The sequence below is a fragment of the Paenibacillus flagellatus genome (assembly GCF_003217775.1).
GTDB lineage: Bacteria > Bacillota > Bacilli > Paenibacillales > NBRC-103111 > Paenibacillus_AB > Paenibacillus_AB flagellatus.
This window is the reverse complement of record NZ_QJVJ01000003.1, coordinates 23,246-47,330: the sequence shown is the minus strand read 5'-3', so window position 1 is coordinate 47,330 and position 24,085 is coordinate 23,246. Positions and strand designations below refer to the sequence as shown.

Below are 24,085 nucleotides of genomic sequence, written 5' to 3'. Positions count from 1 at the left end.
AACACCTTTCCTTTCTTCTATTCGACCAGCCCCGTTCGCTCCACGCCTTCCACGAACCACCGTTGGGCGATCATGTAGACGAGAAGCGGCGGCATGATGATAAGGAAGCTGGCCGCCATGCGGATCGTTTCGTTCAGATCGAAGCCGGCCTCCGCGTCGGGGTACAGCCCGGACAGCACCTTGTTCAAGTTGAACAGGCTGAGCGACAGCGGCAAATCTTTGCCTCCGAGCATGAGTCCGGTCACGAACGTCTCGTTCCAATGCCAGACGAACGAGAACAGGAACACGACGAGAATCGCCGGCTTCGCGAGCGGGATCATGACGCGCCAGTAGACGCGGAACGGACCGGCTCCGTCGATGAGCGCCGCGTCCTCGAGCTCCTTCGGCAGCGTCATGAAAAATTGCCGGAAAATGATGACGAACAGCGCGCCCCGGACGCCATGGCCGAGCATTGCCGGCAATAGGATCCCCCAATGGGTGCCGAGCAGCCCCAAATGCTTGAACAGCACGTACAGCGGGATGATGAGCGTCTGCGGCGGGATCAGGAAGCTGAAGATGAGCAGCGCGAACAGCACGTTTTTCCCCGGAAACTTCAGCCGGGCGAAGGCGTAGCCGGCGATCGAGCAGAAGACGACCTGCGCCACCGCCGCGCTGACGGACAAGAGAAGCGAATTTCGCAGCGCCTCCGGAAATTTCAGCCCTTGCCACGCCAGCTTCAGGTTCGCCCACTCGAACGACGTCGGCACCCATTTCACGGTCGGATCGAGCAGGTCGGCCGTCGTCTTGAACATCGTCGACAGCATATACAGAAACGGCGTCAAATACATGAGCGCGATGTCGGCCAGCACGAGGTACAACAGCGCCAGCACGACGATCCCTTTCCGCTCGCGGTCGCCGAACAGCAGCGTGCGCGTCCGTTCGAGCCATAATCTCCACACCATGTCGATTTCCTACCTTTCCCCCGCGTAGTGGACGAATTTGCGCGACAGGCCGAGCACGATCAAGATCAGGACGAAAACGACCGAGAAGTAGATCCACCCTTGGGCGCTCGCATAGCCGTAACCGAGATTGGCGACGGTCATGTTGGAGACGATCATGTTCAGCACCGGGTTGAGCAGCGGCACGGTAAACATGTCGACGATCGTGTACACGACGTTCAGCAGGATGAACGGCGTCAGCGCGGGCAGCGTAATTTTCCAAAACATTTCCCACGGCGTCGCCCCGTCGATGAGCGAAGCTTCGTACACGCTCGTGCCGATCGTCTGCAAGCCGGCCAAGTAGATCAAAATTTGCACCCCGGAGTACCAGAGGATGACGACGAACAGGTTGAGCACGGTCAATATCGGCTCCGCCCAAAACGTCGGCACGTTCGCCGAGACGAAGCCGGCGATGTCGTACTTGTTCAGCATGTCGAGGCTGCCCGCCTTCTGGTTGAAAATTTCCGACAGCACCTGCCCCGTGCTGAAGATGACCGGAAGGAAGAAGACGGCGCGGAACCCCATCCGCCCGCGGAACTTCATGTTGAGCAGAATGGCCACGAACAGCGAGAACAGGACGATGATCGGAATGACGAGCAGCGTATTTTTCAAAATGTTGATCAGCGCGGCGACGAACGTATTGTCGGACAAAAACGCGTACGAGTAATTTTCCCACCCTTTGAACTCGAACTTCATCCCTTCGCCCGTAAACCGGACTTTCTGGAAGCTCATATACAGGGAGAAGCCGAGCGGGAACAGGACGAACAAGCCGAGCCCGACGAGCCAAGGCACGAGGAACACGTATCCGGATATCGCCTGCTGCGCTTCGATCGAAAGGCGGGAACGCCTTTTGCGCCATCCGATTGTCGGCTTCATCTTATCCCCCACCTCCGAATACGGCAAAATCGAGCGGCTTGACCGTACGGCCCCCGTAGGCGTAAGCCGTGTCGTTGTAATTGACGACGATCGCGACGCCGTTCTCGTAGCGGGTTTCGGCTACGCCGGGCGCCAGCTCCCGATGATCGGCAATGAACGCGCTCCGCAGCGGGCCGAGCGCTTCGTTCCACCGTTTGTACTCGGAGGCGACGGTTTCCTTCCATTCCTCGTACCGGCTGCTGTATATAAAGCTGCCCGCCGTATGGCGAAGGTTCGCCGGATCGTCGTACGTGAGCAAATATTGCGGAACGGCGCCGACCTCGATCGAGCGAAGAAACTCGATCGTCCCGGCTTCGCGCAGGTTGCCCCACTCTCCCGAATAATCGATCAGCCCGTGAAGGGCGATCGGCAGAAACGGCACCGCCTTGGTCGCGACGAGGTCGTAGCTGTCGCCGATCGGCATTCGCTGGACGAAATCGAGGCTGCCGACGATGTAGCCGTTTCCTTCCGCTGCACCGGCCGAGCCGAGCCGCTCTTTGGCGAGCTTCAGCAGCTTGCGGTAGTCGGCCGCCGCCTCGGCGCGCGAAGCCGGGTGCTCCGCCCGGTAATCGGAATAAACGCTGCCGAACCCTTCGAAGTAGAGGCCGTCGACGCCGAGCGATTCGTACTTGCCGACGTTCTCCTCGAACAGCCGCAGCGCGACCGAGGCGGGATTGACGTATTCGTTCTCGCCCATCGTCTTGCCGAACTGCGCCTTGTTGTTGATATCCTTCAACGCGTCGCGCGACGGGACGAACCGGGCGTTCAGCCGCGACCGGGTGTAATCGGCCTGCAAGTAGACGCGGTCGCCCTGCGCCTGCGCCGCGTCGACGAACGCGGACAGTCCTTTGTCGCCGCCGAGCTCCTTCTCCGCCGGCGGCACGTCGGGCATCACGTTGCGGTCGCCCCCTTTCGCCCAGCCGTTGTACAGAACGCGGATCGGCCCGACGCCGGCATCGTGCAGTCCTTGCAAGATCGCCGCGCCCTGCTCGAACGTCGTCGCCGGGACGAAGCTCGGCGAGAACAGCCCTTTTTCCTGGGCGCCGCCGTACAGCGTCAAGTACAGCGGAAGCGGCTCGGCCGCCGACGCGCTGCGCAGCTTGGCCATGCCCTGCGTCTCCGTCAAGTAGCCGCGGTAATCGGCGGCCATCCCCGCATAATCGGCCTTGTCGCCGGATTGAAAGTAGTATCGGAGGCGCCGGTCCTCGTCGGAGCGCGCCTTCTCGACCGTCTTGTAGCCGGCCCCCAGCTTGCTCGTCTGGCGGAAATATTCGTTCCGATAGACGAATTGCGGCGCGATCCAGTGGTACGACGTGTACAAGCCCGCCGGCGTCGCGTGCACCGTAGCGGTATATTCGCCCTCCTCGATGACGGCGAGGAACGAATGCGCGTCGCGCTTCATGCCGAAAGCCGGGAAAATCGAAAACGTGCCCGGCTGGCCGGGAATGGCCCGGTCGCCGCCGTACAGCTTCGCCGACACGCGCGAAAGCAGCTGGTGCTCCTCCTTCATCGGCACGACCGCGCCGCCTTGCAGCGGCACGAGCATGTAGCCCTCCTCCTTCACCGCCTGCTTCTGGACCGCTCCGAAAAACGGGAACGGCCAGATCGAGACGACCTGCTTGCCCGCGCTCTCCACGATCGATCCGGCCGGCACGGACACTTCGACATAACCGGCGCGCAGACGGACGACCGTCTCGAACCGGATGCCGAGCGTCTGCAGGTCGTAGGCGATCGCCGCCCCGCCGTCCGCCGGGCGAACCGTCGTCTTCGTCTTCGCGTCGGACAAGTTCGCCGTCGCGATCAGGACGCCCGTGCTTTGCTTGGAAGCGTCCACGTAGTCGAGCATGAACGGGGAGTCGGCGTTGCTTTTCCACAGCCCCTTCAAATCCGGCTCGAGCGACGTATCCGGATCGCTCTGCCAGACGAAGCCGCCGCCTTGCTTGTCGCGCACCCGGATATGGCCGGCGTCGTTCACGAGCAGCTCCAGCTTTCCGTCGTCGGCGAACGTCCGGTAGCTGTCCGGATTGTAGTCGATTCGGGCGATCGAGCCCGGTTGGATCGTCGCGGCCGCCGGATCCGCCGACCGGGTGGCCGTCTTGCCGCCGAACGATCCGCCGAAGCCGACGACGTAGACGACGCCGGCGATGGCGGCGATCGCGAGCAGTCCGGCCCAAATGCGTCTAACCACGATACGACACCTCCCTCGCGATTTGCAGGACGAAGTCGTACAGCTGGAACGTCAAGCCCGCGACGATGAACAGCAAAATCCAGACGGCGAACATGAACAGGACCGACAAGACGACGTTGGTCGCCGCTTCCCCGATGTCGTAGTTGTGAATTTCTTTCGCCATCACGAAGAACAGGATCAGCGTCCACCCGACTGTCACCCAATTGAAAAAGTCGTACACGACCTTCTCGTTCAGCGTCAGCGCGTTGGACAGGACGGAGAGCGGAAGCGTGATCAGGATGAACGGCATGAGCGCGTAGGCGCTGCCGACGAACACTTCGGTCCAGCGGCCTTGGCCTTTCATGATCGAGCCGATCAAATAATTGGCGAATACCCAAGTCAGCCACGGCAGCCCGTACTGTCCGAGCAGCGTCAGCGGGCTCACGCCCTCCACGCCGGACGGGTTGAACAAGTAAGAAGTGACCAGCTTCGACAGCAGCAGCACCGCGTAAGCCGCCATCAGCAGCAGAAAAGCGGCGATCATGGAGCCTTCCGGCCGGTAGCGGATTTCCCAGAACACTTCGAACGGATGCTTCAGCACGCGGAACGATTGGGCCAGCTGAAACCGGACGTCCTTCCCGAGCTGCGCCCAGAACGGCATCGTCCGAAACGACGAGGCGATGCCGGAGCCGGGAATGCCGCCCGCCGGACGATGGGAAGAACGGTCCGAGCGGGACTCCGGTTGTTGCGGATCAGGCTGCAGGTTCAATGCTTTCATCGTCCTTCCTCCCGGCAATCTTGTTCTTCCATTTCCATGCGGCCGCGAGCACGAGCAGAGCGGCGGCTCCGGCCAGCGCCAACCGAGTGAAATGCTTCTGCATCCAAATGAGGCGCACCTGCCAAAACGCGTCGGAATACCCTTTCGTATCCCCCGCTTCGCGGAATTCCCTCATGGCGGAGCCGTAATCGCCTTCCTTGTAGTACGCCTTCGCAAGCCCGAGATGCGCACGGAAATATTTGCTGTTGCGGTGCAGCACTTCGCGCCACGGCCCCGCACTTTCGTCGTAATGGCCCTGCAAATGGAGATCGGTCGCCTGCTGGACGAGCGTGCCGAACTCGGTCCGCTTGAACGTCTGGATCAGGTTCGACGTCCGGTCGAGCACGTACAGGCTTCCGGCCGAATCGACGGCGAGCGCCGACGGATATTTGAACAGACCGAGCTTCTGGTACCCTTCGTCCTTGAACCCGAACGCGAACATCAAGTCGCCGATCGCGCTGTATTGGAACAACATGCCGAACTGCGCGTCGACGGCGGTCATATTGCCGAGCGCATCGACCGCGATGTCGGTGAACTGCTTTTGCTGTCCGGCGAGCAGCTTCGTCACGCCGTAATTTTTTTCGCCGAGCAAATCTTTGCCGTCGAAGTTCAGCTTCTTGATTTGGCCTTTCGTCACCTGCATCGAGGTCGTGTACAATAGCCCGTTCGGACCGATCGTCACGTTCGATACGGTGCCCGGCAGCTTAAGCAGCTCCTTCTGCATTTGCTCCTTCGTATAAAACACCCGCTTCAGCGCGTCCGTCACGCTGAAATCGACTTTGTTCGCCCCGAAAAAGCCTTCGAACGCGCCGTCCGGGTCAAGCAGCAGCAGCCCTTGGTAGCCGTTGCGCGTCGCCACGTACAGGTAGCCCCGCTCGTCTACGGCGAGCTTCGTCGGCTGGTAGACGAAATTGGGCGGGATGATCGGCGACTGCGGACGCCGGATCGCCTTTCGAAACCGGCCCTCGGCGTCGAAGACGGCAATTCGCTCGTTTTTCGTATCGGCGACGTAGATCGTCCCGTCGGGCCGAACGAACACGCCGTTCGGCTCGTTCAGCTTCCCTTCCCCGTCGGGCTGGATGACGCGTACCGTATTTCCGTTCGCGTCGAGCTGGACGATCCGGTTGTTCCCCGTATCGGCGACGTACAGCCGGTCGTTCGCGTCGACGAACAGGTCCTCCGGGTTTTTCAAGCCGCCGTGGATGAACGATACCGGCACGTATGCCGGCTGGACCGGAATTTCCTTGCCGCTCAAATCGTAGATGAACGTGCCGTACGGCACGCCGGCGTGCGCGGCCGGACTTCCCGTCAGGCCGGCCGCCGCGAATGCCAGCAGCGCGAGCAGGGCGCGTAGCGCGAACCGTTTCATCGTTCCCCGTTCCTCTCCTTTCCGTGGTGGATGATTCGCGTCGGTCATTTCAACCCCGAATGCGCCATCGTCGAAATGACTTTCCGCTGAAGGACGAGGAACAGAACGAAGCTCGGCACGAACATAAGCAGGCCGGCCGCGGCCGCCACCCCTTGGCGCGCCACGTTGTTCGCGAGCCCGCTCGTCAGCGAGCTGACGTAGAACGGCAGCGTCTTCATCGTCTCGTCCTCGATGTACAGCGTCGACGTCTCCAGGTTGCCCCACGTCGACTGGAAGATCAGGATGGACGCCGTCGCCACGGCCGGCATGCACAGCGGCACGATGATGCGGGCGAACACGGTGAACTCGTTCGCGCCTTCCATTCGCGCCGCCTCGAGCAATTCGTCCGGCAGCAGGTCGATGAACTGCTTGAACAGGAACACGATGACCGGCAGCGCGATGACGGGCAATATGTGCGCCCAATACGTGTTGATGATGCCCAGCTTGCTGATGACGAAATACCGCGGAATTTGCACCGTCTCCGGCGCGAACATGAGCGAGACGATGATGACGGAGAACATCCATTTCTTCCCGCGGAATTCGTGCTTGGACAGCGCGTACGCGCACAAGGCGCTGATGAGCGTGCCGAGCGCGATCGTGGCGAACGCGACGATGACGCCGTTGAACAAGTACCGGCTGACCGGCACGACCGCCGTCTTCGTCACGACGAGCAGGTCGTAGAAGTTGTCGAGCGTCGGCTGGCGCGCCAAAAACGTCGGCGGGTACAGGAACAGCTCGTGGTACGGCTTCAGCGCATGGCTGAACAAGTACACCATCGGCAGCAGCATGAACGCCGCCAGCAGCGTCAGCATCGCCGTCAGCACCCACTGAAACGGCGTGATCCGGTTCAGCCGTCTTCGTCTTCGAAACATTCGGATCGCCATCGCGTCATTCCCCCTTCGAGCCGAACAGCTTCCAGCACAGCTTGCTGGACAAGTAAATGATGACGAGCAGGACGACCGATACGGCCGACGCGTACCCCATCTCGAACCGGATGAAGCCGAAGTCGTCGATATGGTTGATCATCAGGTGCCCCGCATAGTTCGGCGACGGATTGGAGCCGGTCAGCTCGACGCTGATCGCTCCCGCCTTCAGCGTGCCGACGACGGCCATGACGGCGCCGAACAGCATCTGCGGCTTCATCGCCGGGATCGTGATGTACCAGATCTCCTGCAGCCGCGTGCGGATGCCGTCGATGCGCCCCGCCTCGTACAGCTGCCGGTCGACGTTCTGGATGCCGGCCAGCATCGCGAGGAAGCCGACTCCCATACTCGCCCACAGCGAGACGACGATCATGATTTTCATGATGTACTGCGGGGACGTCGTCCACAGCTTCGGCTCGTTGATATAGCCGATGTTGAGCAGGAAGTTGTTCAAGTAGCCGAGCCGGTCGCCGCTGAACACGATCAGCCAGACGACCGACATCGCGATGCCGGCCGTCATCGACGGCGCGTACATGGCGAGCGTGTATACCCCCCGGATCCGATGCGGCAGCTGGGCGATCAGCCAGGCGAGCGCGAACGACAGCACGTAGCCGATCGGTCCGACGACGACCGCGAACAGGAACGTGTTCGGCAGCGCGTACTGCCAAAAGACGAGATCCTGGGTGAACAGCGCTTGATAGTTGAGCAGGCCGATAAACGTCGGCGGCTCGATCGCGTTGAAGCTCGTGAACGACAGCATAATCGCCGCGGCCGTAGGCAGCGCGATGAACAGCAGGAACAGCAGGAAGAAAGGCGACACGAACAAGTACGACACCCACGTCTTCTTCATGTCGGCGGCAGCCGCCCGTATCCGCACCGACAGCGGTGCGGCCGTCCTTCCGCGTCTCGCCGTGCGGCCGGACGGAGCCGCGGCCGCCGCTCCGGTCCGGGTCGTCGGGTTCGTCATCGGTCATCCTCCCCTTCCCACGGCCGCTTCAAGTCGGGCACGCGCAGCTTCCGCACGGTGACGCCGTTCTCGTCGACGAAGCCGAATTCCCGCTGCTTGCGTTTCAGCTCGCTGTCGATTTGGAACACCGCCTTCTCGAGCATTTCCCGGTAATTTTGGTTTTGCAGCACCGTCCGGGTCCAGGCGAACGACAGCTCCCTCGGCGTGAAGTAGCCGCCCGGCACATTCGGCATTTCTTTGTACCATTTCCATTGATCCAATATCGCCTTGCCGTCCTTCTCCGGCCACGGCAGCTTGCGGAACGCTTCGACGTTCGCCGTGTTCCAGCGGAATTCGACGCCGTTCAGCAGCTCGATCTCGGTGCCGAACCGGGCTTGCGTCTCGGACGACGTCCACCATTTCAAAAACGCCCACGCGTCGTCCTGCCGCTCGGACGAGCGGAAGATCATCCCCGACGTCAAGTTGCCGCCGGACCATCGGGCAACGGTGCCGTCCTTTTGCCGCATGCCCGGAATCGGCGAAATTTCCCAGGAGCCGGCCAGCTCCGGCGCCGCCACGAGCAGCTGCATGTAGGCGTTGTAGTCGGCGATGCCGATCGGCATGTCGCCGCTGCGGAAGTGCATGTAGAAGCTCGGCACTTCCGTCGGGAAGCCGTAGACGGTGAACAGCTCCGTCCACTGCTTGAACGCGTTGAACGCCTCCCGCGAGTTCAAGCCGGATTGCAAACCGTCCTCCGTGTAGAACGACGCGCCGTTCTGCATGAAGATCGGACCGTAATTCAGCTTGGAGAAATAAAACTCGTACCCTTTCTGCTGCAGCGTCGGCAGCATCTTGTACAAGTCGTCCCACGTATCGGGCGGCTTCAGGCCGATGCTTTGCAAGATGTCGGTCCGGTAAAAGAGCACGCTGAGCGCCACCGTCTCCGGCAAGGCGTAGACGTCCCCGTCGTAGGTGAACGGGATGAGCGTCCCGGGCTGGAACCGCTTCGCGACGTCCGCATAGTCCGGGAAGCCGCTCAGCTTGACGAGCGAGTTGCGCATCGCGAAGTCGACCGGCGTTCCTTCGGCGATGCCGAGCGCCAAGTCGGGCTCCCGTCCGGCGGAATTGCTCAAGATGAGCTGGCCCGGGTTCGGCATCAGGTTGACGTTCACCTTCACGCCCGTCTTCGCCGTGAACGATTCGTCCGCCAGCTGCTGCATGAGAGCGACGTAATCGCGTCCCCGGTTCACCCAGACGTCGATTCCGTCCGGATCGCGCCGCCCGTAGTAATGATAATTCGGCGAAAACGTACGGAAGAAGTTGCCGATCATGTCGGCGACGACGGCCATCGTCCCCGGAGGCGAGGCCGGGCGTTCCGGCGATGCGGAGACGTAAATCCGGTCGAGCGTGAGCGGCTGCCTGCCGAGACTGTCGATGAACATCGTCATTTTCTCGATGTTTTGCGCATGCAGCTCGGGCGGCCGCTTCGACAGCAAATCCGGCTCCGCCGCCATGGATCGCAGGTCGTAAATGACCGAGCGCAGTCCTTCCGCGCCCTGGAGCGAATTGCCGTACAGCGCCTGCAGCTTGTCGACCTGCCCCTGCAGCCGGTCGGCCAGTCCGTTCAGCTGGCCGGCTGCGCCCGGCATCGTCTCCGTCAAGTTCCAATCGCGGTTTTGGTCGACCATGCTGCGGTTTTTGACGCCGGTCACCATGGCGACCTGACGGTTGATGTCCTGGTAGCCGTCGACGATCGACTGCAGCGACTCGCGCACCGGCGTCGTCGGAGACGGATCGGCCGTCAGTCCGAGCCGGTGCGTCCCTTTTTTCAAATACAAGGCGAACGGCTTGCCGTCCCCGTCCTTCAGCGGCTCGACGCTCCATTTCCGCGAATACGGGAACGGGTACGATTGCAGCTCGCGGAACGGCACTTCGCCGTCGAGACGAATTTCCCGGAAGCTGATGACGTCTTTCGTGAAGTTTTGCAAATATTTGAAATGGATATAGTAAAATCCGTCGTTCGGCACGTCGAACGTCCATTCCGCCGATTGGCCGCCCCGGCTCCACCGGAAGCCGCCCATCGTATTGTAGATTTGCTTGCCGTTCGACTCCGGCGCGGCGAGATTGTCGTTGCTCGCCTGCACCTGCACGGACGGATCCGATTTCGCGCTCATGTTCTCCGCCTCGACGACGGTCGTCCAGCCGGGCTCGGCGCCGTTCGGCAGCGACTTCCAGCCGGCGGCGACCTCATCGTACGAAGGAGCCGGACGGGGCGCCTTGACGGCGATTTCCGCCAAAGCAAACGGCTCCATGACCGATTCGAGACGAATCGTATGCTTGCCCTTGGACAGCTTCCAGCGGAGCGGGTCCGGATTCGAATGTTTCGCATCCGTCAGCGTCGCCACGCTCCATTCGGCGATTTCCCGCTGCGACGGGCGAATTTGGTCGCCATGCTCGTTGACGGCCGGCGGATACGCCGAATCCTGCCATTTGCGCGGCAGCTGGATGTTTTTCGCTTCGAAGAACGGGTAGTCGCCGTCGATTTTCACCCCGATTTGAACGGGGCTGAACGAGCCTTCGGTCGGCAGCGCGGTCAGCTCGATTTCGTACAAGCCGTCCTGCGGCACGTCGAATTCATATTCGATCCAATCCTTCGGCTGCTTCAGTTGGGCGGCGCCCGGCTTCCCCTGCAGGGCGTCGGACCGGACGAATACGTTCGCGGACGCGTTCTTGTACCGCCCTCCCGCAAGCCGTCCCGCATCGGCGGACGCCGGCTTCCATCCCTGCTCCGTCCACGCAAGAAGCGTTTGCGAATAGAGCGACGCATACGTCCCGGCCAGCTTCTCGACGGCCGGCAGCGCGAGCCGCCCTCGCTCTTCGCCGCGTGCGGTCCCGTTCGCGAACGGGGCGGCGGCCGGCGCCAGCAGCAGCAAGACGGCCAGCGCCAGTTTCGTAACGGCTGCAGTATTCGTTCCCATCGGAAATCCTCTCCACCTTTGACGGTTTATGCGATCACCTGCTGCGTATCGCGATTGAAAAAGAGCATGAACTTCGGATTGAGCGCCAGCGTCACCTTCGTCCCGTCCGGCATCCGGTCGTACGCGGCCGCCCGCATGACGAGCTTGTCGTCCCCTACCTTGACGTGGATGAACCGGTCCGCGCCGACGAGCTCGCTGAAGTGAACGTCGCCGCGAATCGGCGCGTCGGTCGGCGGCGCGAGTCCGGGGACGTCTTCCTCCCGGTGCACGTACTCGGCGCGAATGCCGAGGACGACCGTCTTCTCGAGGTAGCCTTGCGCCAGCAGCGTCTTGCTCTTCTCCGGCGAGATCGGCAGCCGGAAGCGAGCGGTATCGAAGACGAGCCCACCGTCCTTCCCCGGCAGCAGCCGGCCTTCGATGAAGTTGATCGGCGGCGACCCGATGAAGTTGGCCACGAACATGTTGGCCGGCCTCATGTAGACGTCTTCCGGCGCGCCTACCTGCTGGATGACCCCGTCCTTCATGATGCAGATGCGGGTGCCCATCGTCATCGCTTCCGTCTGGTCGTGCGTGACGTAGATCATCGTCGTCTCGAGCCGCCGGTGCAGCTCGACGATTTCGGTGCGCATCTGCACGCGCAGCCGGGCGTCCAAGTTGGACAACGGCTCGTCCATGAGAAACACTTTCGGGTGGCGGACGATCGCCCGGCCGAGCGCGACGCGCTGCCGCTGGCCCCCCGACAGCTGGCGCGGCTTCCGCTCGAGCAGATGCTCGATCTCGAGCGTCCGGGCGTTTTGCTTCACCGACGTATCGATCAGATGCTTCTCCGTCTTGCGCAGCCGAAGGCCGAACGCCATATTTTCGAACACGCTCATGTTCGGGTAAAGCGCGTAGTTTTGGAACACCATCGCGATGTCGCGTTTTTTCGGCGGCACGTTGTTGACGAGCTCGTCGCCGATGTAGATTTCGCCTTGACTCACCCGCTCGAGCCCCGCCACCATGCGCAGCGTCGTCGATTTGCCGCAGCCGGACGGACCGACGAACACCATGAATTCGCCGTCCTCGATGTCCAGGTTGACGTCCTTGACGACGAGCGGCCCGTTTTTGCCGTAGCTTTTATGCAAATGCCGCAGCGATACTCCTGCCATGTCGTTCCCGCTCCTTTTCGTTACGCCATCATGCCGATATTGCGCAGCGCCTGCTTCAGCCGGTTCAGCTCGCTTTCCAGCTGCTCCACGGTCGAGCCGCTCGTGTCCGGCATCGCCGGCAGCCTCCCCGCCCAGCCGAACGGCCGATACGTCGGAGGCGCATACGCCACCGGCGTCGGGACGGTTACGTCTTCCGACAGCGGCGCGTTCACCCGCAGCTCGTTGCCCGCGATCCGGACGATGCGGCGCGTCTGGGCGCCGGCCTGCAGCGTAATCCATTGGCCGACCTTGAGCGCCGACGCGTCGTTGACGGTTACCGCGTACGCCGCGCGCCGGCCCGTCGCCGTCACGCCGCTCAGCGTACCGAACGTCCCCCCGGTCTGCACCTTGTAGCCGACCGGGGACGGGCTCGCGTCCGCACCGGGCTTGGCGACGAGCACGATCGTCCCCGCCTGGACCGTCGTTCCCGCCTCCAGCAGCGGGTCTTCCAGCGCTTTGTCGGTAAAGGTCAAGCGCGCCTCGGCGACGTCCGTCTTGACGGCGGCGTTCAGATCGAGCCATAAGCCGCCCTGCTTCGACGAAATATGGTTGCCGGTCACCGTCACGTCCCGGAACGTGCCGTCCGCCGCGTTAAGCCGGATCGAGTACAAGCCGCGCGCCGTATCGTACGTATCGACGATCATGTTGCCGGCGATGCGCGCTCCGACGACGTTGGAGCGGAGCAAAATCGCCGCCTTGTACGCTTCGTTCGCAAACGGGTAGTGCGCGGCGTTGACGATGACGTTGTCGGTGATGTGCAAGTGGGCCATCGTGCCGACCTTTTTCGTATTGCCGATATGGATCGCCGGTACGGGAGCGTTTTTGATGATATTGTTGGCGATCACGACGTTGCGGACGTCCGTCTCGCGGACGAAGCCGATGCCGTAGCAAAACCCTTCCAGCAGGTCGCGCCGTACGAACTCCTCCTGGAATTGGATCGTGTTGCCCGTAATCGTCACGTTCTCGAACGTGCCCGTATACGTCGGCGGCAAAAACCCCGGATAAGCGCCGATGCCGACCATCATCGTCCGCTTTTTGTCGGCGTTGGCGATGCTGATCGTATTGCCCGTTATCGTCACGTTTTTGATCGAATGCTCCTTGTACGTCCACAGCTGGATCGCGTGCGCCGCGTTCGAGAACGTATTGTTCGCGACCGTGATGTCGGCATGCTCGGCGCTCGTCTCGCTCGCCTGGATGTGGACCCCGGTGATGTAGCCGTCCGATACGTTGCCCGACACCACGCTTTGGCCCGTATGCGTTTCGATCGCGCCGAAGGCGGTCTGATCCGGCGCCGCGTAAAACCGGCAGTTCGTCACCGTATGATTTCGCCCGTTCAGGTAGACGGCCGAGTTGTCGTATCCTTTCGCACCCCGGGCGGCGACGAAACGGAACGAACAGCTGGCGACGCGGGCGTTTTTCGAATTCGGATTGTTCATGATGACCGTATTCATGCCGCAGGCCGGATCGAATACGCAATCCTCTACGGCGACATTGTCGTAATTGAACAGGCTGATGCAAAATTGCGCCCAGTAGTACGTATCGGTCCGGTTCAGATCGATGTAGCACGACGTGTTGTTTTGCGGATTTTGGTCGAACTTCAGGCCGCGGATCGTCACGTTGCGGACGAGCGGCCATTCCTGGAAATCGCCGAATATCGTCCAGTAGTCGCCCGCGTCGTCCTTCACCTTGATGACCGAGCTCGGTCCGTCGCCGAGCAGATGGACATTGCTCTTGAGCGGGATGTGCCGTTTTTGCAGCGACGGCGAGACGATGTAGGTGCCCGGCGGAAAATAGAGCGTGCCCCCGCCCCGGTTGAACACGGCGAGGATGGCCGCCCGGATGACGTCCATGTCGTCGGTCGCGCCGTCGCCCTTCGCCCCGAACCATGTCACGCTGTACCTTTCGCTTCCGACGATGCGTTTGAACCGCGCGCCTCCCGCGGAGACGAGCGTGAACCCGGTATCGTCGGCCGACGCCGAATCGGCGGGGTCGAAATAAAAATGCCCTTCCTGCCCCGGGTCGGTTACGTAATACAGCGCGTCGGCGTCGGGCTCCGTCTCCGCCCTCAACGCGGCGATCGTCGTCTTCACGAGCGCCCCTTTATGCTTGTCGGGCTTCGGCGGCTTCGGCTTGTCCTTGTCCTTGTCGGCGGCCGCTCCGTAAACCGAATCGGTTACGCCTCCTCCGGGCTCGGCCTGCGCAAGTCCGAGCGTCGCGCCGTAAGCGACCGCCGCGGCACCCGCGGCACCGATCGATGCGAGCAGCTTGCGCCGGCTTATTTTTTGTTCCGCAACGCGATCCGGGTCGATCGTGTTCCAATCCTCGTCGGCGTTCTTCATCCGAATGCCTCCTTCGACTTACGAGTGATAACGTTTACATTCCCCTTCTTACCGTTATGATACATGGGGGCCGGGACAAAAGATTTAGCCGATTATCCGCACTTTTTGCATCCGCGTTTGTACAATATTCCGCTTTTTTTGCACTCCGCTCGCGTCGAAAAACGGAGAACAAACGGTTCCGACCGCGCGGAACCGTTTGCCTCTCGCCCGTTATTTTTTCTTGCTCGCGTAAAACTCGTCGATCCGCTTCTGCACTTCCTTGTTGACGTGGTCCATCATTTCCTTCGCCGTCACTTTGCCCGCGAGGAAATCCGGGAACAGCTTCTTGTATTCGGTGTCGTATGCGACCGGGAATTGCGGGATCCATTTTTTCGCTTTTCCGTTGATGTCGAGAAACACTTTCAGGTCGGCGTCCGTTTTCGCTTTTTCCTCGAGATATTTGCTCGACTTCATCGGCGACAGCAGGCCGAGACGCGTATAGAGCGACTCCGAGCCTTGCTCGGTCGACGTCATCCACTTGATGAACGCCCAGGCCGCGTCTTTGTCTTTGCCGGCCTTCACGATCGCCAGGTTGGAGCCGCCGTTCCACAAGCTCGCCTGCGGGGCGGGCAGGACGGTCAGATCGAGGTCCGGCTTCGCCTTGCGGAAATCTTTCAGGTTGTTCGAGGTGATGATCATCATCGCCTGTTTCTCGGCGAGGAACGGATGCGTGTTTTTCGGCAGCTGGCCTTTCAGCTTCGTGTAAGCCGGCTGGTTGATCGTATCGAGATTGAATTTGGCCAGCCAATCGAGCGCGTCGACGATTTTCGGATCGTTGAAGTTGACTTTCTTCGTTTCCGGATTCCAGAACGTGGACGGGTCGGCGCCGTTCAAATACGAGACGAAGAACAGGCCCGACAAATTGCCGTAGTAGAACAGCGGATTTTCGCCGGTCATCTCGTATTCGCCGTTCTTCATGATCCAAAACTTTTTGTAAAATTCGTCGGTATCTTTCAGCCCCTGCAAGTTCGGAATCGACTTTTCCCCGTACTGGTTCATGATCTTGTTGTTGACGACGAGCGCGTAGGTCGGGTTCGAATACATCGGGATGCCGTACTGGCCTTTCTCGAACTGCGGAATTTCGTACAGCACCTGGTGGAACAGCGTCTCCGGCTTGTAGTCCGGATCGCGCTTGATATACGGCGTCAGCTCTTCGAACATCCCGTCCATGATCCAGTTCGCCTCGAGCCGGTTGTTCGTCGCCACATTCGGCGGGTTGCCCGCCGCGATCATCGGCTCGAGCGGTCCGAGCACCGGCTTGACGGTCACGTTCGGGTACGTTTTGTTGAAATCGGCGATCATGTTTTTGATTTCGGGCTCGGGCCAAGTCGTGTTCGGGTATTGCCAGACGACCTCGCCTTTGACCGACGCCGGATCTTCCGCTTTCGGCTTCGTCTCCTGCGTCTTTTCGCCGGTGCCGGCGGGCGGCGTTTCGCCCGCTTCTCCGCTTCCTCCGCACCCCGACAAGGCGAGAGAGAGAGCCAGGACGGGCACAAGCCCGATCGTCGACCGTTTAACGCGCTTCCAGTTGATCATGTTCGTTTCATGCTCCTTTTTTTCGGATGATGGATGTTCGTGCAACCCCCGTTTGGACATTCAAGACAACATGCCGTACTGCCGCATCGCCTGCTTGAGCAAATTCACCTCCGTTTCGAGCTGCGCCAGCGTCGAACCGGTCGTGTCGGCGATGCCCGCCAGCTTGCCGACCGGCCCGAACGGCTCGAATTGCGGCGCCGCGAACGCGATCGCGCTCGAAGGCGGGACGTCGGCCGTCAAGTTGGCGTTCAGCCGCACTTCGCTGCCCGAGACGCGCACGATCCGTCGCAGCTGGTTGCCCGCGGAGATGCGGATCCACTGCTCCGGCTTCAGCTGCGACGCGTCGCTTACCGTCAAGTACGGTGTGCCGGTCGTACCGGACGCCGTCACGCCGGCGAGCGTTCCGGCCGTGCCGGTCGCCGTCACCTTGTAGCCGGCTGGCGTCTGGCCCGGCGTAACGGCCGTCCCCGTCACGAGGACGATTTCGCCCTGTTGGAACGTGCCGGAGGCGGGCGGGAACGACGCGGAGGTCTTCACGGACGGGGCGTCCGTCGCGACCGACGGGCTGATGCTGAGCCACAGGCCGCCCTGCTTCGACTGGATCAAATTGTTCGTCACGGACACGTTCGTAAACGTGCCGTCGAAGTCGTTGACCCGGATCGAGAACAGCCCCTTCGCCTGATCGTACGTGTCCGTAATGAAGTTGCCGGAGACGTCCGCCCCCTTTACCGTCGAGCGAAGCAATATCGCGGCCCGGTACAGCTCGGACGAAGCCGGGTAATGGCCGGCGTTGACGATCATGTTGCCGGTGATTTTGATATTGGTCGAGACGCCGACCTTGTTGCTGCTGCCGACCCGGATGCCCGTCACGGGAGCGTTCTTGATGACGTTGTTCGCGATCAGCACGTTCGTGTAGTCACTGTCCTTGTACAGCGAAATGCCGTATGCGGCTTCGTTCAGCGTGGATCGGCGGACGAATTCCTCCTCGAACACGATCGTATTGCCGGTAATCGTAATGTTCTCGTAAGGGCCTTTGTCGACCGAGCTGCCCGCCGTCGAGATGCCGGTCGTCAGCGAGCGCTGGTGGACCGTATTGATCAGATGGATCGTGTTGTTCGCGATGACGACGTTTTTAATGCCGTGCTGAAACCGCGGGCCGAACTGAATCCCTTGGTTCGCGTTGCTGATCGTATTGTTCGTGACCGTCATGTCGCTATGCTCGCCGCTCGCCTCGCTGGACTGCAGGTTGATGCCCGTATAATAACCGTCGCTGATGTTGTTCGAAATGACGCTCGTGCCGCCGTGCGTTTCGATCGCCCCTCGCGCTTTTTGGCCCGGGGCGGCGTAGAACAGACAGTTCGATACGGTATGGCTTCGCCCGTTCAAGTAAATGGCCGAGTTGTCGTAGGTGCCGTCGCCCTTCGCCATGACGAAGTTGAACCGGCAGTTCGTAATGACGGCGTTTTTCGCCGTTATTTTGTTCAGCGTGATCGTGTTGATGCCGCACGTCGGATCGAACGTGACGTTGTCGACGACGATGTTTTCGTAGTTGTAGAGCCCGATGACGAATTGCCAGTAGTACGAGTCGGTGCGGGACGAGTTGATGTTGCACGTCGTATTGTTTTGCGGGTTTTGATCGACGCGCAGGTTCGAGATGCGGACGTTTTTGAGCGGCACGGCCGACGTGGCGGCGCCGAACACCATGCCGTAGTCGCCGGCGTCGTCCTTCACCTTGACAACCGTCGCCGTCCCTTCCCCGAGCAGGTCGACGTTGTCGCGCAGGACGATTCTCGTGCTGCCCGACGGCGATACGAGGTACGTCCCCTTGGGAAGAAACACCGTTCCCCCTCCGCGTGCGAACGTTGCATTGATCGTGCTCTGGATGGCGGCCATGTCGTCTGTGACGCCGTCGCCCTTCGCCCCGAACCATTTCACGTTCATATAGGGCGACTCGAGAAGTCGCTTAAACCGGGCGCCGGATACGGATACGAGCACCGTCCCGGTATTGTCCGCCGAAGCCGTGTCCGCCGCATCGAAAACGAAATGCCCTTCTTGTCCCGGATCGGTTAAGAGATAAACGTACTCGGGGTTCGGGTCCGTCATCGCCCGAAGCTCCGCGATCGTCGAGGAGACGACGAAGCCGAGATCGACCAAATCTTTCGGCTTCGTTTTCGCCCCGCCCAAGCCGTACACCGATTCCGATACCGACGGCCCTCCGTCTCCGCCATTCGCGTTCAGGATCGAGCCGAATACGACGGCCGTCGCGCCGGCCGCTCCCATCGAAGCGAGCAGCTTCCTCCGGCTGATCAACCGATCCTCCGGCCGCCCGGAGGCGTCTCGGGCGCCGCCGGAACCGCCCTCGGTCCTACTTGTCCCTTGTTCGTGCATCTTGTTCATGTTCGTCCCTCCTCGCCGTTTACGTATGGAGAATGCCGTACTGCCGCAGCGCCTGCTTGACCTGGTTCATTTCCGCTTCCAGCTGCGCGACCGTCGCGCCGTTCGTGTCGGCGATGCCGGGCAGTCTGCCGATCGCGCCGAACGGCTCGAACGTCGGCGCCTGGAACGAAATCGCGCTCGGCGTCGGAACGTCCGTCGTCAAGTTGGCGTTCAACCGCACCTGATTGCCGGAAATGCGCACGATGCGCCTTAGCTGGTTGCCGGCCGCGATGCGGATCCATTGCTCCGGCTTGAGCGGGGACGAGTCGTTGACCGTTATCGTCGGCGTCCCGATCGTTCCGGTCCCCGTCACGCCGGAGAGAGTCCCGGCGGTGCCCGTCGCCGTCACTTTGTAACCGGCGGGCGTCTGGCCCGGAGCGACCGAAGGTCCCGCGATCATGACGATTTCGCCTTGGTTGAACGTCCCGGAAGCGGGCGGGTACGCCGTCGCCGTCTTCACGAGCGGCGCGTCCGTCGTCACCGACGGGCTGATGCTGAACCATAAGCCCCCTTGCTTCGACGCGATCAAGTTGTTCGTAACGGAGACGTTCGTGAACGTGCCGTCGAAGTCGTTGACCCGGATCGAGAACAGCCCCTTCGCCTGATCGAACGTATCCGAGATGAAGTTGCCGGACACGTTCGCGCCGTTCACCGTCGAGCGAAGCACGATGGCCGCCCGGTACAGCTCCGACGGCGCCGGATAATAACCGGCGTTGACGACGACGTTGCCCGTAATCTGCACGTTCCGGATCGTGCCGACTTTGCTGTTGCTGCCGAGCCGGATGCCCGAAACCGGCGCGTTCTTGATGAGATTGCCGGCGATCAGCACGTTCGTCATGTCGATGTCTTTGACGAGCCCGATGCCGTACGCGGCTTCGTTCATCGATGAACGGTACGCCGGCTCCTCCTGGAACGTAATCGTGTTACCGGTAATCGTAATGTTTTCGAACGCCCCGGTTTCCGTCGTCCCGCCCGCGCTCGAAATGCCGGTCGTCGTATAGCGCTGATGGACCGTATTGGCCAAATGAATCGTGTTGCCGCTGACCGTCACGTTGCGCAGCGCATAGTGCTTATACGGCCAAAGCTGGATGCCCTGGTTCGCGTTGCTGAACGTATTCGAATTGACCGTAATGTCTCCGTGGATGTCCTTGCTGTTCGCTTGGATGTTGACGCCGGTATAGTAGCCGTCGCTCACGTTGTTCGTCACGACGCTCTGTCCGCCGTGCGTCTCGATCGCTCCGCGCGCCTTTTGACCCGGCGCCGCGTAGAACAGGCAGTTGGACACCGTATGATTGCGACCGTTGAGATAGATCGCGGAATTGTCGTATTCCGGGTCGCCGTTCGCCTTGACGAAGTTGAATCGGCAGTTCGTAATCGTCGCGTTTTGGGCCGATTCGTTGTTCATCGTGATCGTATTGACGCCGCAGGTCGGGTCGAACGTCACGTTGTCGACGACGATATGGTCGTAATTGTACAGGGCGATGACGAATTGCCAGTAATACGAATCGGTTCGGGACAAGTTGATGTTGCACGACAAGTTGTTTTGCGGATTTTGGTCGACGCGCAGGTTGGAGATGCGGACGTTCCGAAGCGGAGTTGCCGATGAAGCGGCTCCGAAGATCATCCCGTAATCGCCGGCGTTGTCCTTCACTTTGATGACCGAGCCTGTCCCTTCGCCGAGCACATGGACGTTGTCGCGCAAGAGGATCCTCGTGCTTCCCGAAGGAGCGACGATATATGTCCCTTTCGGGACGAACACCGTTCCTCCGCCCATGGCGGACGCCGCGTTGATCGCAAGCTGAATGGCGGTCATATCGACGGTCGTATCGTCGCCTTTCGCCCCGAACCATTTCACATTCATGAACGGCGCTTCAAGCAGACGCTTGAGCCGGGCGCCGGATGCGGCGACCAGTACCGTACCCGTATTGTCGGAGGACGTCGTATCTTCCGGATCGACGATGAAATGGCCTTCCTGCCCCGGGTCGGTTACGAGATACGCCAAGGCCGGATCCGGCGCGGTCATCGCCCGCAGCTCCGCGATCGTGGCGCGTACGACGCAGCCGGTTCCCGTCAAATCGAGCGGCTCGCCCGGCTTCGGCTTTTTCTTCCCGTACACGGCCTCCTGCACGGTCCCGCCCTCGCCGCCGTTCGCGTTCAGCATCGTGCCGAATGCGATCGCCGCCGCGCCGGCCATCCCCATCGAGACGAGCAGCTTTCTCCGGCTGATCGTCTTGTCGCCCGGCCGGTTCGCCCGATCCGCGAGCTGCTCCGATTCGGCCGTCTCCGCCGCTGGGACCGCATCCGCATCGTCGCCTCCGTTCGAGGCTGCGCCCGATTCCGTTGATTCCGTTGATTCCGTCATCTCCGTTTGTTCCCGTTCCCCCATCGGCGCCGTCCGGTGTTCCTGTTCCTTTCCGTTCATATTCATCCCTCCCGACTGTTTGGTTTGGAACGCGCCTCTGCGGCCGTTCCCGTCGCAATCCGGCTTCAGTCCCCTTTCCGCCCGCGCCTGCTTGCCGAAGCTTCGTAACCGTTTTCATCGGCGCTGTTACCGTAATCATAACGTGGAACAAAAGGGAAGGCTTTGGAGGATTTTGCGTTCTTTTTGCACTTCGGGTTGGACATTCGTTCATTTTTTTTGCACTTGAACTGTCTCCCGCCGAGGCAAAAAAACAAGCGAGGCTCCGCTCGGAGCCCCGCCTTCGTTCACGGCGCGATGATGCCGTAGCTGCGCATCGCCTGCTTCAGCTTGTTCAGCTCCGCCTCTACGGCGGCGAAGCTGGCGACCGCCACGTTCGGGATCGCCGCGTTTGCGCCGATCGCCCCGAACGGCTTCAGCACCGGAGCGGTGAACGTGACCGCCCCTCCGGAGACGGCGGCCGGAAGCGAGGCGTGCAGCCGGACGTCCGTCCCGCCGATGCGGACGATTTGCCTCGAGACCGCTCCCGACGTCGTCGCGATGCTGATCCATTGGCCGACCTTCAGCTTGGCCAGCTCGGCCGCCGATCCGGCGACGACGATTTTGAACGTGCCGCTCGTCCCGGTCGCCGTTACGCCCGTGATCGATCCGAACGTGCCGCTGGCCGTGCATTTGTACCCGACCGGTGTCTGGCCGTCGGTTGCGGCGGCGGCGTTCGTCAGGATGACGTCTCCCGCCGTGTACGAGCCGGCGTTCGGCGGATTGGCCGCCGACAGCTTGACCGGATTGGCGGCATCCGCATTCGCGACCGTCGACGCGAGGTCGAGGTACAGTCCGCCCTGCTTCGTCTGGACGAAGTTGCCGCCGACCTCGACGTTCGTAAACGTCCCTTCGCCGGCGTTCAGCCGGATCGAGAAGACGGAGCGGCACGGGTCGTACGTGTCGATGATGCAGTTGCCGGACACCTTCGCGTTGCGCACCGTCTTGCGCAGGATAATGCCGGCCCGCACCGTTTCGTTCAGCGCCGGGTAGCAGCCCGAATTGACGATGACGTTGCCGGTGATCGCCGCGTTTTCGACGATGCAGCTCGTCGCGGTCGGGTCGGGCGTGCCGAGCTGGATGCCGATGCACGGCGCGTACTTGATTACGTTGTTGGCGATCGTCACGTCGCGGATCGTCGTATTTTTCGCGATCCCGATCCCGTAGGCGAACCCCTCGTAAAACGTGCTCGTCCGCTGCGTCAGCTCCTCCTTGAACAATATCGTATTGCCGGTAATGTTGATGTTTTCGAAGGCGCCGATATCGGTCGAAGCGCCCGCGCTCGTAATGCCCGCCGTCGTCTGCCGGTTGTGGCCCGGATTGTCGAGGCTGATCGTATTGCCGACGATCGTCACGTTTTTGATCGGATGCGCGCCGAGCGGCCAAAGCTGAATGCCCTGGTTCGCGTTCGAAAACGTATTGCCCGTTATCGTCATGTCGCAGTGCGGGTCGCTGTCCGCGCTCGCCTGCAAGTTGATGCCGGTGCAATAATTTTCCGAGACGTTGTTCGCGATGACGCTCTGTCCCGTATGCGTCTCGATCGCGCCGAGCGCCTTGGTCCCGATCTCGGTGTAGAAGCGGCAATGCGACACCGTGTGGTTGCGGCCGTTCAAATAAACGGACGTATTGTCGTAGTTCGGCGTGCCGGTGCCCCGGACGAAATGAAAGTAGCAATTGTGGATCGTCGCGTTGCGACAGGCGACGTTGTTGAGCGTAATGGCGTTTACGCCGCAAACCGGATCGAAGATGCAATTGTCGATCGTGATATGATCGTAGTTGTACAGCATGATGCAGAACTGATACCAGTTCGCATCCGTCCGCGTCGTATCGAGATTGCACGTCGTATTGTTCGCCGGGTTTTGGTCGAATTTCAAGTTGCTGATCCGCACATGCTCCGTCAGCACCGACGAAGGCGCGCCGAATATCGCGGCGTAATCGCCCGGATTGTTTTTCACCTTGATGACCGATTTCGCTCCGACGCCGTTCAAATGAACGAAGCTTTTCAAATCGATGCGGGTCGAGCCGGACGGCGCCACGATATACGTCCCTTGCGGAAAAAAGACGGTCCCTCCGCCCGCGGCGGAAACGGCCGCAATGGCGTCCCGAATCGGCTGCGTGTCGTCGTTCGTCCCGTTCCCTTTCGCCCCGAACCATCTCACGCTGTACGTCTCGGACTCGACGATCCGCTTGAACCGATAGCCCGCCGCGGCGGCCAGCACGGTGCCGGTATTGTCTGCGGACGTCGTATCGGCCGGATCGTAATAGAAATGGCCCTCTTGTCCTTTGTCCGTCACGTAATACACATTCGCCGGATCCGGCGCGGCCGACGTCGCGCGCAGCGCGGCGATCGTCGTCAGCGTATAGGCTCCCGCCGCATAGGCGGTACGCATCGCCCCCGGACCGAGCAGGCTGCCGGCGAAGGCGGCCGCCCCGGCCATCCCGATCGTACGCAGCAGCTTGCGGCGGCCCGGCGCTCGCACGGCGGCTTGTCCGGCGTCTTGCGCCGTCTCATTCGTCATCGTCCCTCCTTTCGTTTGGGTTTGCAAAGCTGGGGTGGCGCCTCCGATGGCGGCGGACGCCGGTTCGTTCGTTTCGTTCATCCTCGTTCCTCCATTCGACCTCAAATTATATGAAGGCTGAAGTAAGCCGTCATACCGGGATGCGGGCCTCGTGCGGACGGAAATGCCGGATCGATCGCGAGCGGAAACGTCGGTGCGGACGGATAAAGCGGTTACATTTTTCGGGCTGCCGGACGGTACGTCGGTGAAAGAAGCTTCCGAGGAGAATGAGCGAAACGGCGGGGTGCGTTCTGGGTGATCTTGCGAGCGGCGGCAAGAACGAAGCGACTCGTGGAAGATACCGTTATCGTAGCCGGAAGCGAGCGGAAAAGCTTTATCCGATCGCCCGCTTTTTTTGCACTTCGTGTTGGATTATCGTTCGCCGTTTTTGTACTTTTGCG

At 61.3% G+C, this 24,085-nt stretch carries 14 protein-coding genes; all 14 read right to left on the bottom strand.

Annotated elements, in window-relative coordinates:
* Positions 1–17: 17 nt before the first annotated feature.
* The gene (locus DLM86_RS06810; RefSeq protein ID WP_110839243.1) at positions 18–941 is read right to left on the bottom strand and encodes a carbohydrate ABC transporter permease; all 924 of its coding nucleotides are present in this window, start codon (positions 939–941) and stop codon (positions 18–20) included.
* Between the two features lie 9 nt (positions 942–950).
* Positions 951–1,853 carry a carbohydrate ABC transporter permease gene (locus tag DLM86_RS06805; protein ID WP_110839242.1) on the bottom strand — a complete coding sequence of 301 codons (903 nt, stop codon included), beginning with the start codon at positions 1,851–1,853 and terminating at the stop codon, positions 951–953.
* Between the two features lies 1 nt (position 1,854).
* Positions 1,855–4,080 (bottom strand): DUF5696 domain-containing protein, encoded by a 2,226-nt coding sequence (locus DLM86_RS06800; RefSeq protein WP_110839241.1) that lies wholly within the window; start codon positions 4,078–4,080, stop codon positions 1,855–1,857.
* Positions 4,073–4,837: a Yip1 family protein gene (locus DLM86_RS06795; protein WP_110839240.1), complete on the bottom strand. Its 765-nt coding sequence runs from the start codon at positions 4,835–4,837 to the stop codon at positions 4,073–4,075. Before DLM86_RS06795 ends, DLM86_RS06800 begins: the two co-directional genes overlap by 8 nt.
* Positions 4,812–6,245, bottom strand: a complete 1,434-nt coding sequence (locus DLM86_RS06790; RefSeq protein WP_158289365.1) for an NHL repeat-containing protein — start codon at positions 6,243–6,245, stop codon at positions 4,812–4,814. The genes DLM86_RS06795 and DLM86_RS06790 overlap by 26 nt, the downstream gene beginning before the upstream one ends.
* A gap of 44 nt (positions 6,246–6,289) precedes the next feature.
* Positions 6,290–7,168: a carbohydrate ABC transporter permease gene (locus DLM86_RS06785; protein WP_110839238.1), complete on the bottom strand. Its 879-nt coding sequence runs from the start codon at positions 7,166–7,168 to the stop codon at positions 6,290–6,292.
* A gap of 4 nt (positions 7,169–7,172) precedes the next feature.
* Positions 7,173–8,057 carry a carbohydrate ABC transporter permease gene (locus DLM86_RS06780; RefSeq protein WP_245954465.1) on the bottom strand — a complete coding sequence of 295 codons (885 nt, stop codon included), beginning with the start codon at positions 8,055–8,057 and terminating at the stop codon, positions 7,173–7,175.
* Positions 8,058–8,170: 113 nt separating this feature from the next.
* Positions 8,171–11,131 (bottom strand): extracellular solute-binding protein, encoded by a 2,961-nt coding sequence (locus tag DLM86_RS06775; RefSeq protein ID WP_110839236.1) that lies wholly within the window; start codon positions 11,129–11,131, stop codon positions 8,171–8,173.
* Positions 11,132–11,157: 26 nt separating this feature from the next.
* Positions 11,158–12,279, bottom strand: a complete 1,122-nt coding sequence (locus tag DLM86_RS06770; RefSeq protein ID WP_110839235.1) for an ABC transporter ATP-binding protein — start codon at positions 12,277–12,279, stop codon at positions 11,158–11,160.
* Positions 12,280–12,299: 20 nt separating this feature from the next.
* Entirely contained in the window at positions 12,300–14,657 is a 2,358-nt protein-coding gene (locus DLM86_RS06765; protein ID WP_110839234.1) for a glycosyl hydrolase family 28-related protein, read from the bottom strand.
* A 210-nt stretch (positions 14,658–14,867) separates the two neighbouring features.
* On the bottom strand, positions 14,868–16,232 hold the full coding sequence (locus DLM86_RS06760) for an ABC transporter substrate-binding protein (protein ID WP_158289364.1): 1,365 nt from the start codon (positions 16,230–16,232) through the stop codon (positions 14,868–14,870).
* Between the two features lie 60 nt (positions 16,233–16,292).
* Entirely contained in the window at positions 16,293–18,629 is a 2,337-nt protein-coding gene (locus DLM86_RS06755) for a glycosyl hydrolase family 28-related protein (protein ID WP_110839232.1), read from the bottom strand.
* A 19-nt stretch (positions 18,630–18,648) separates the two neighbouring features.
* Positions 18,649–21,090, bottom strand: coding sequence for a glycosyl hydrolase family 28-related protein (locus DLM86_RS06750; protein WP_158289363.1), 2,442 nt, complete (start codon positions 21,088–21,090; stop codon positions 18,649–18,651).
* 284 nt (positions 21,091–21,374) lie between these two features.
* Positions 21,375–23,726: a glycosyl hydrolase family 28-related protein gene (locus DLM86_RS06745; protein WP_110839230.1), complete on the bottom strand. Its 2,352-nt coding sequence runs from the start codon at positions 23,724–23,726 to the stop codon at positions 21,375–21,377.
* Between the last annotated feature and the right edge of the window lie 359 nt (positions 23,727–24,085).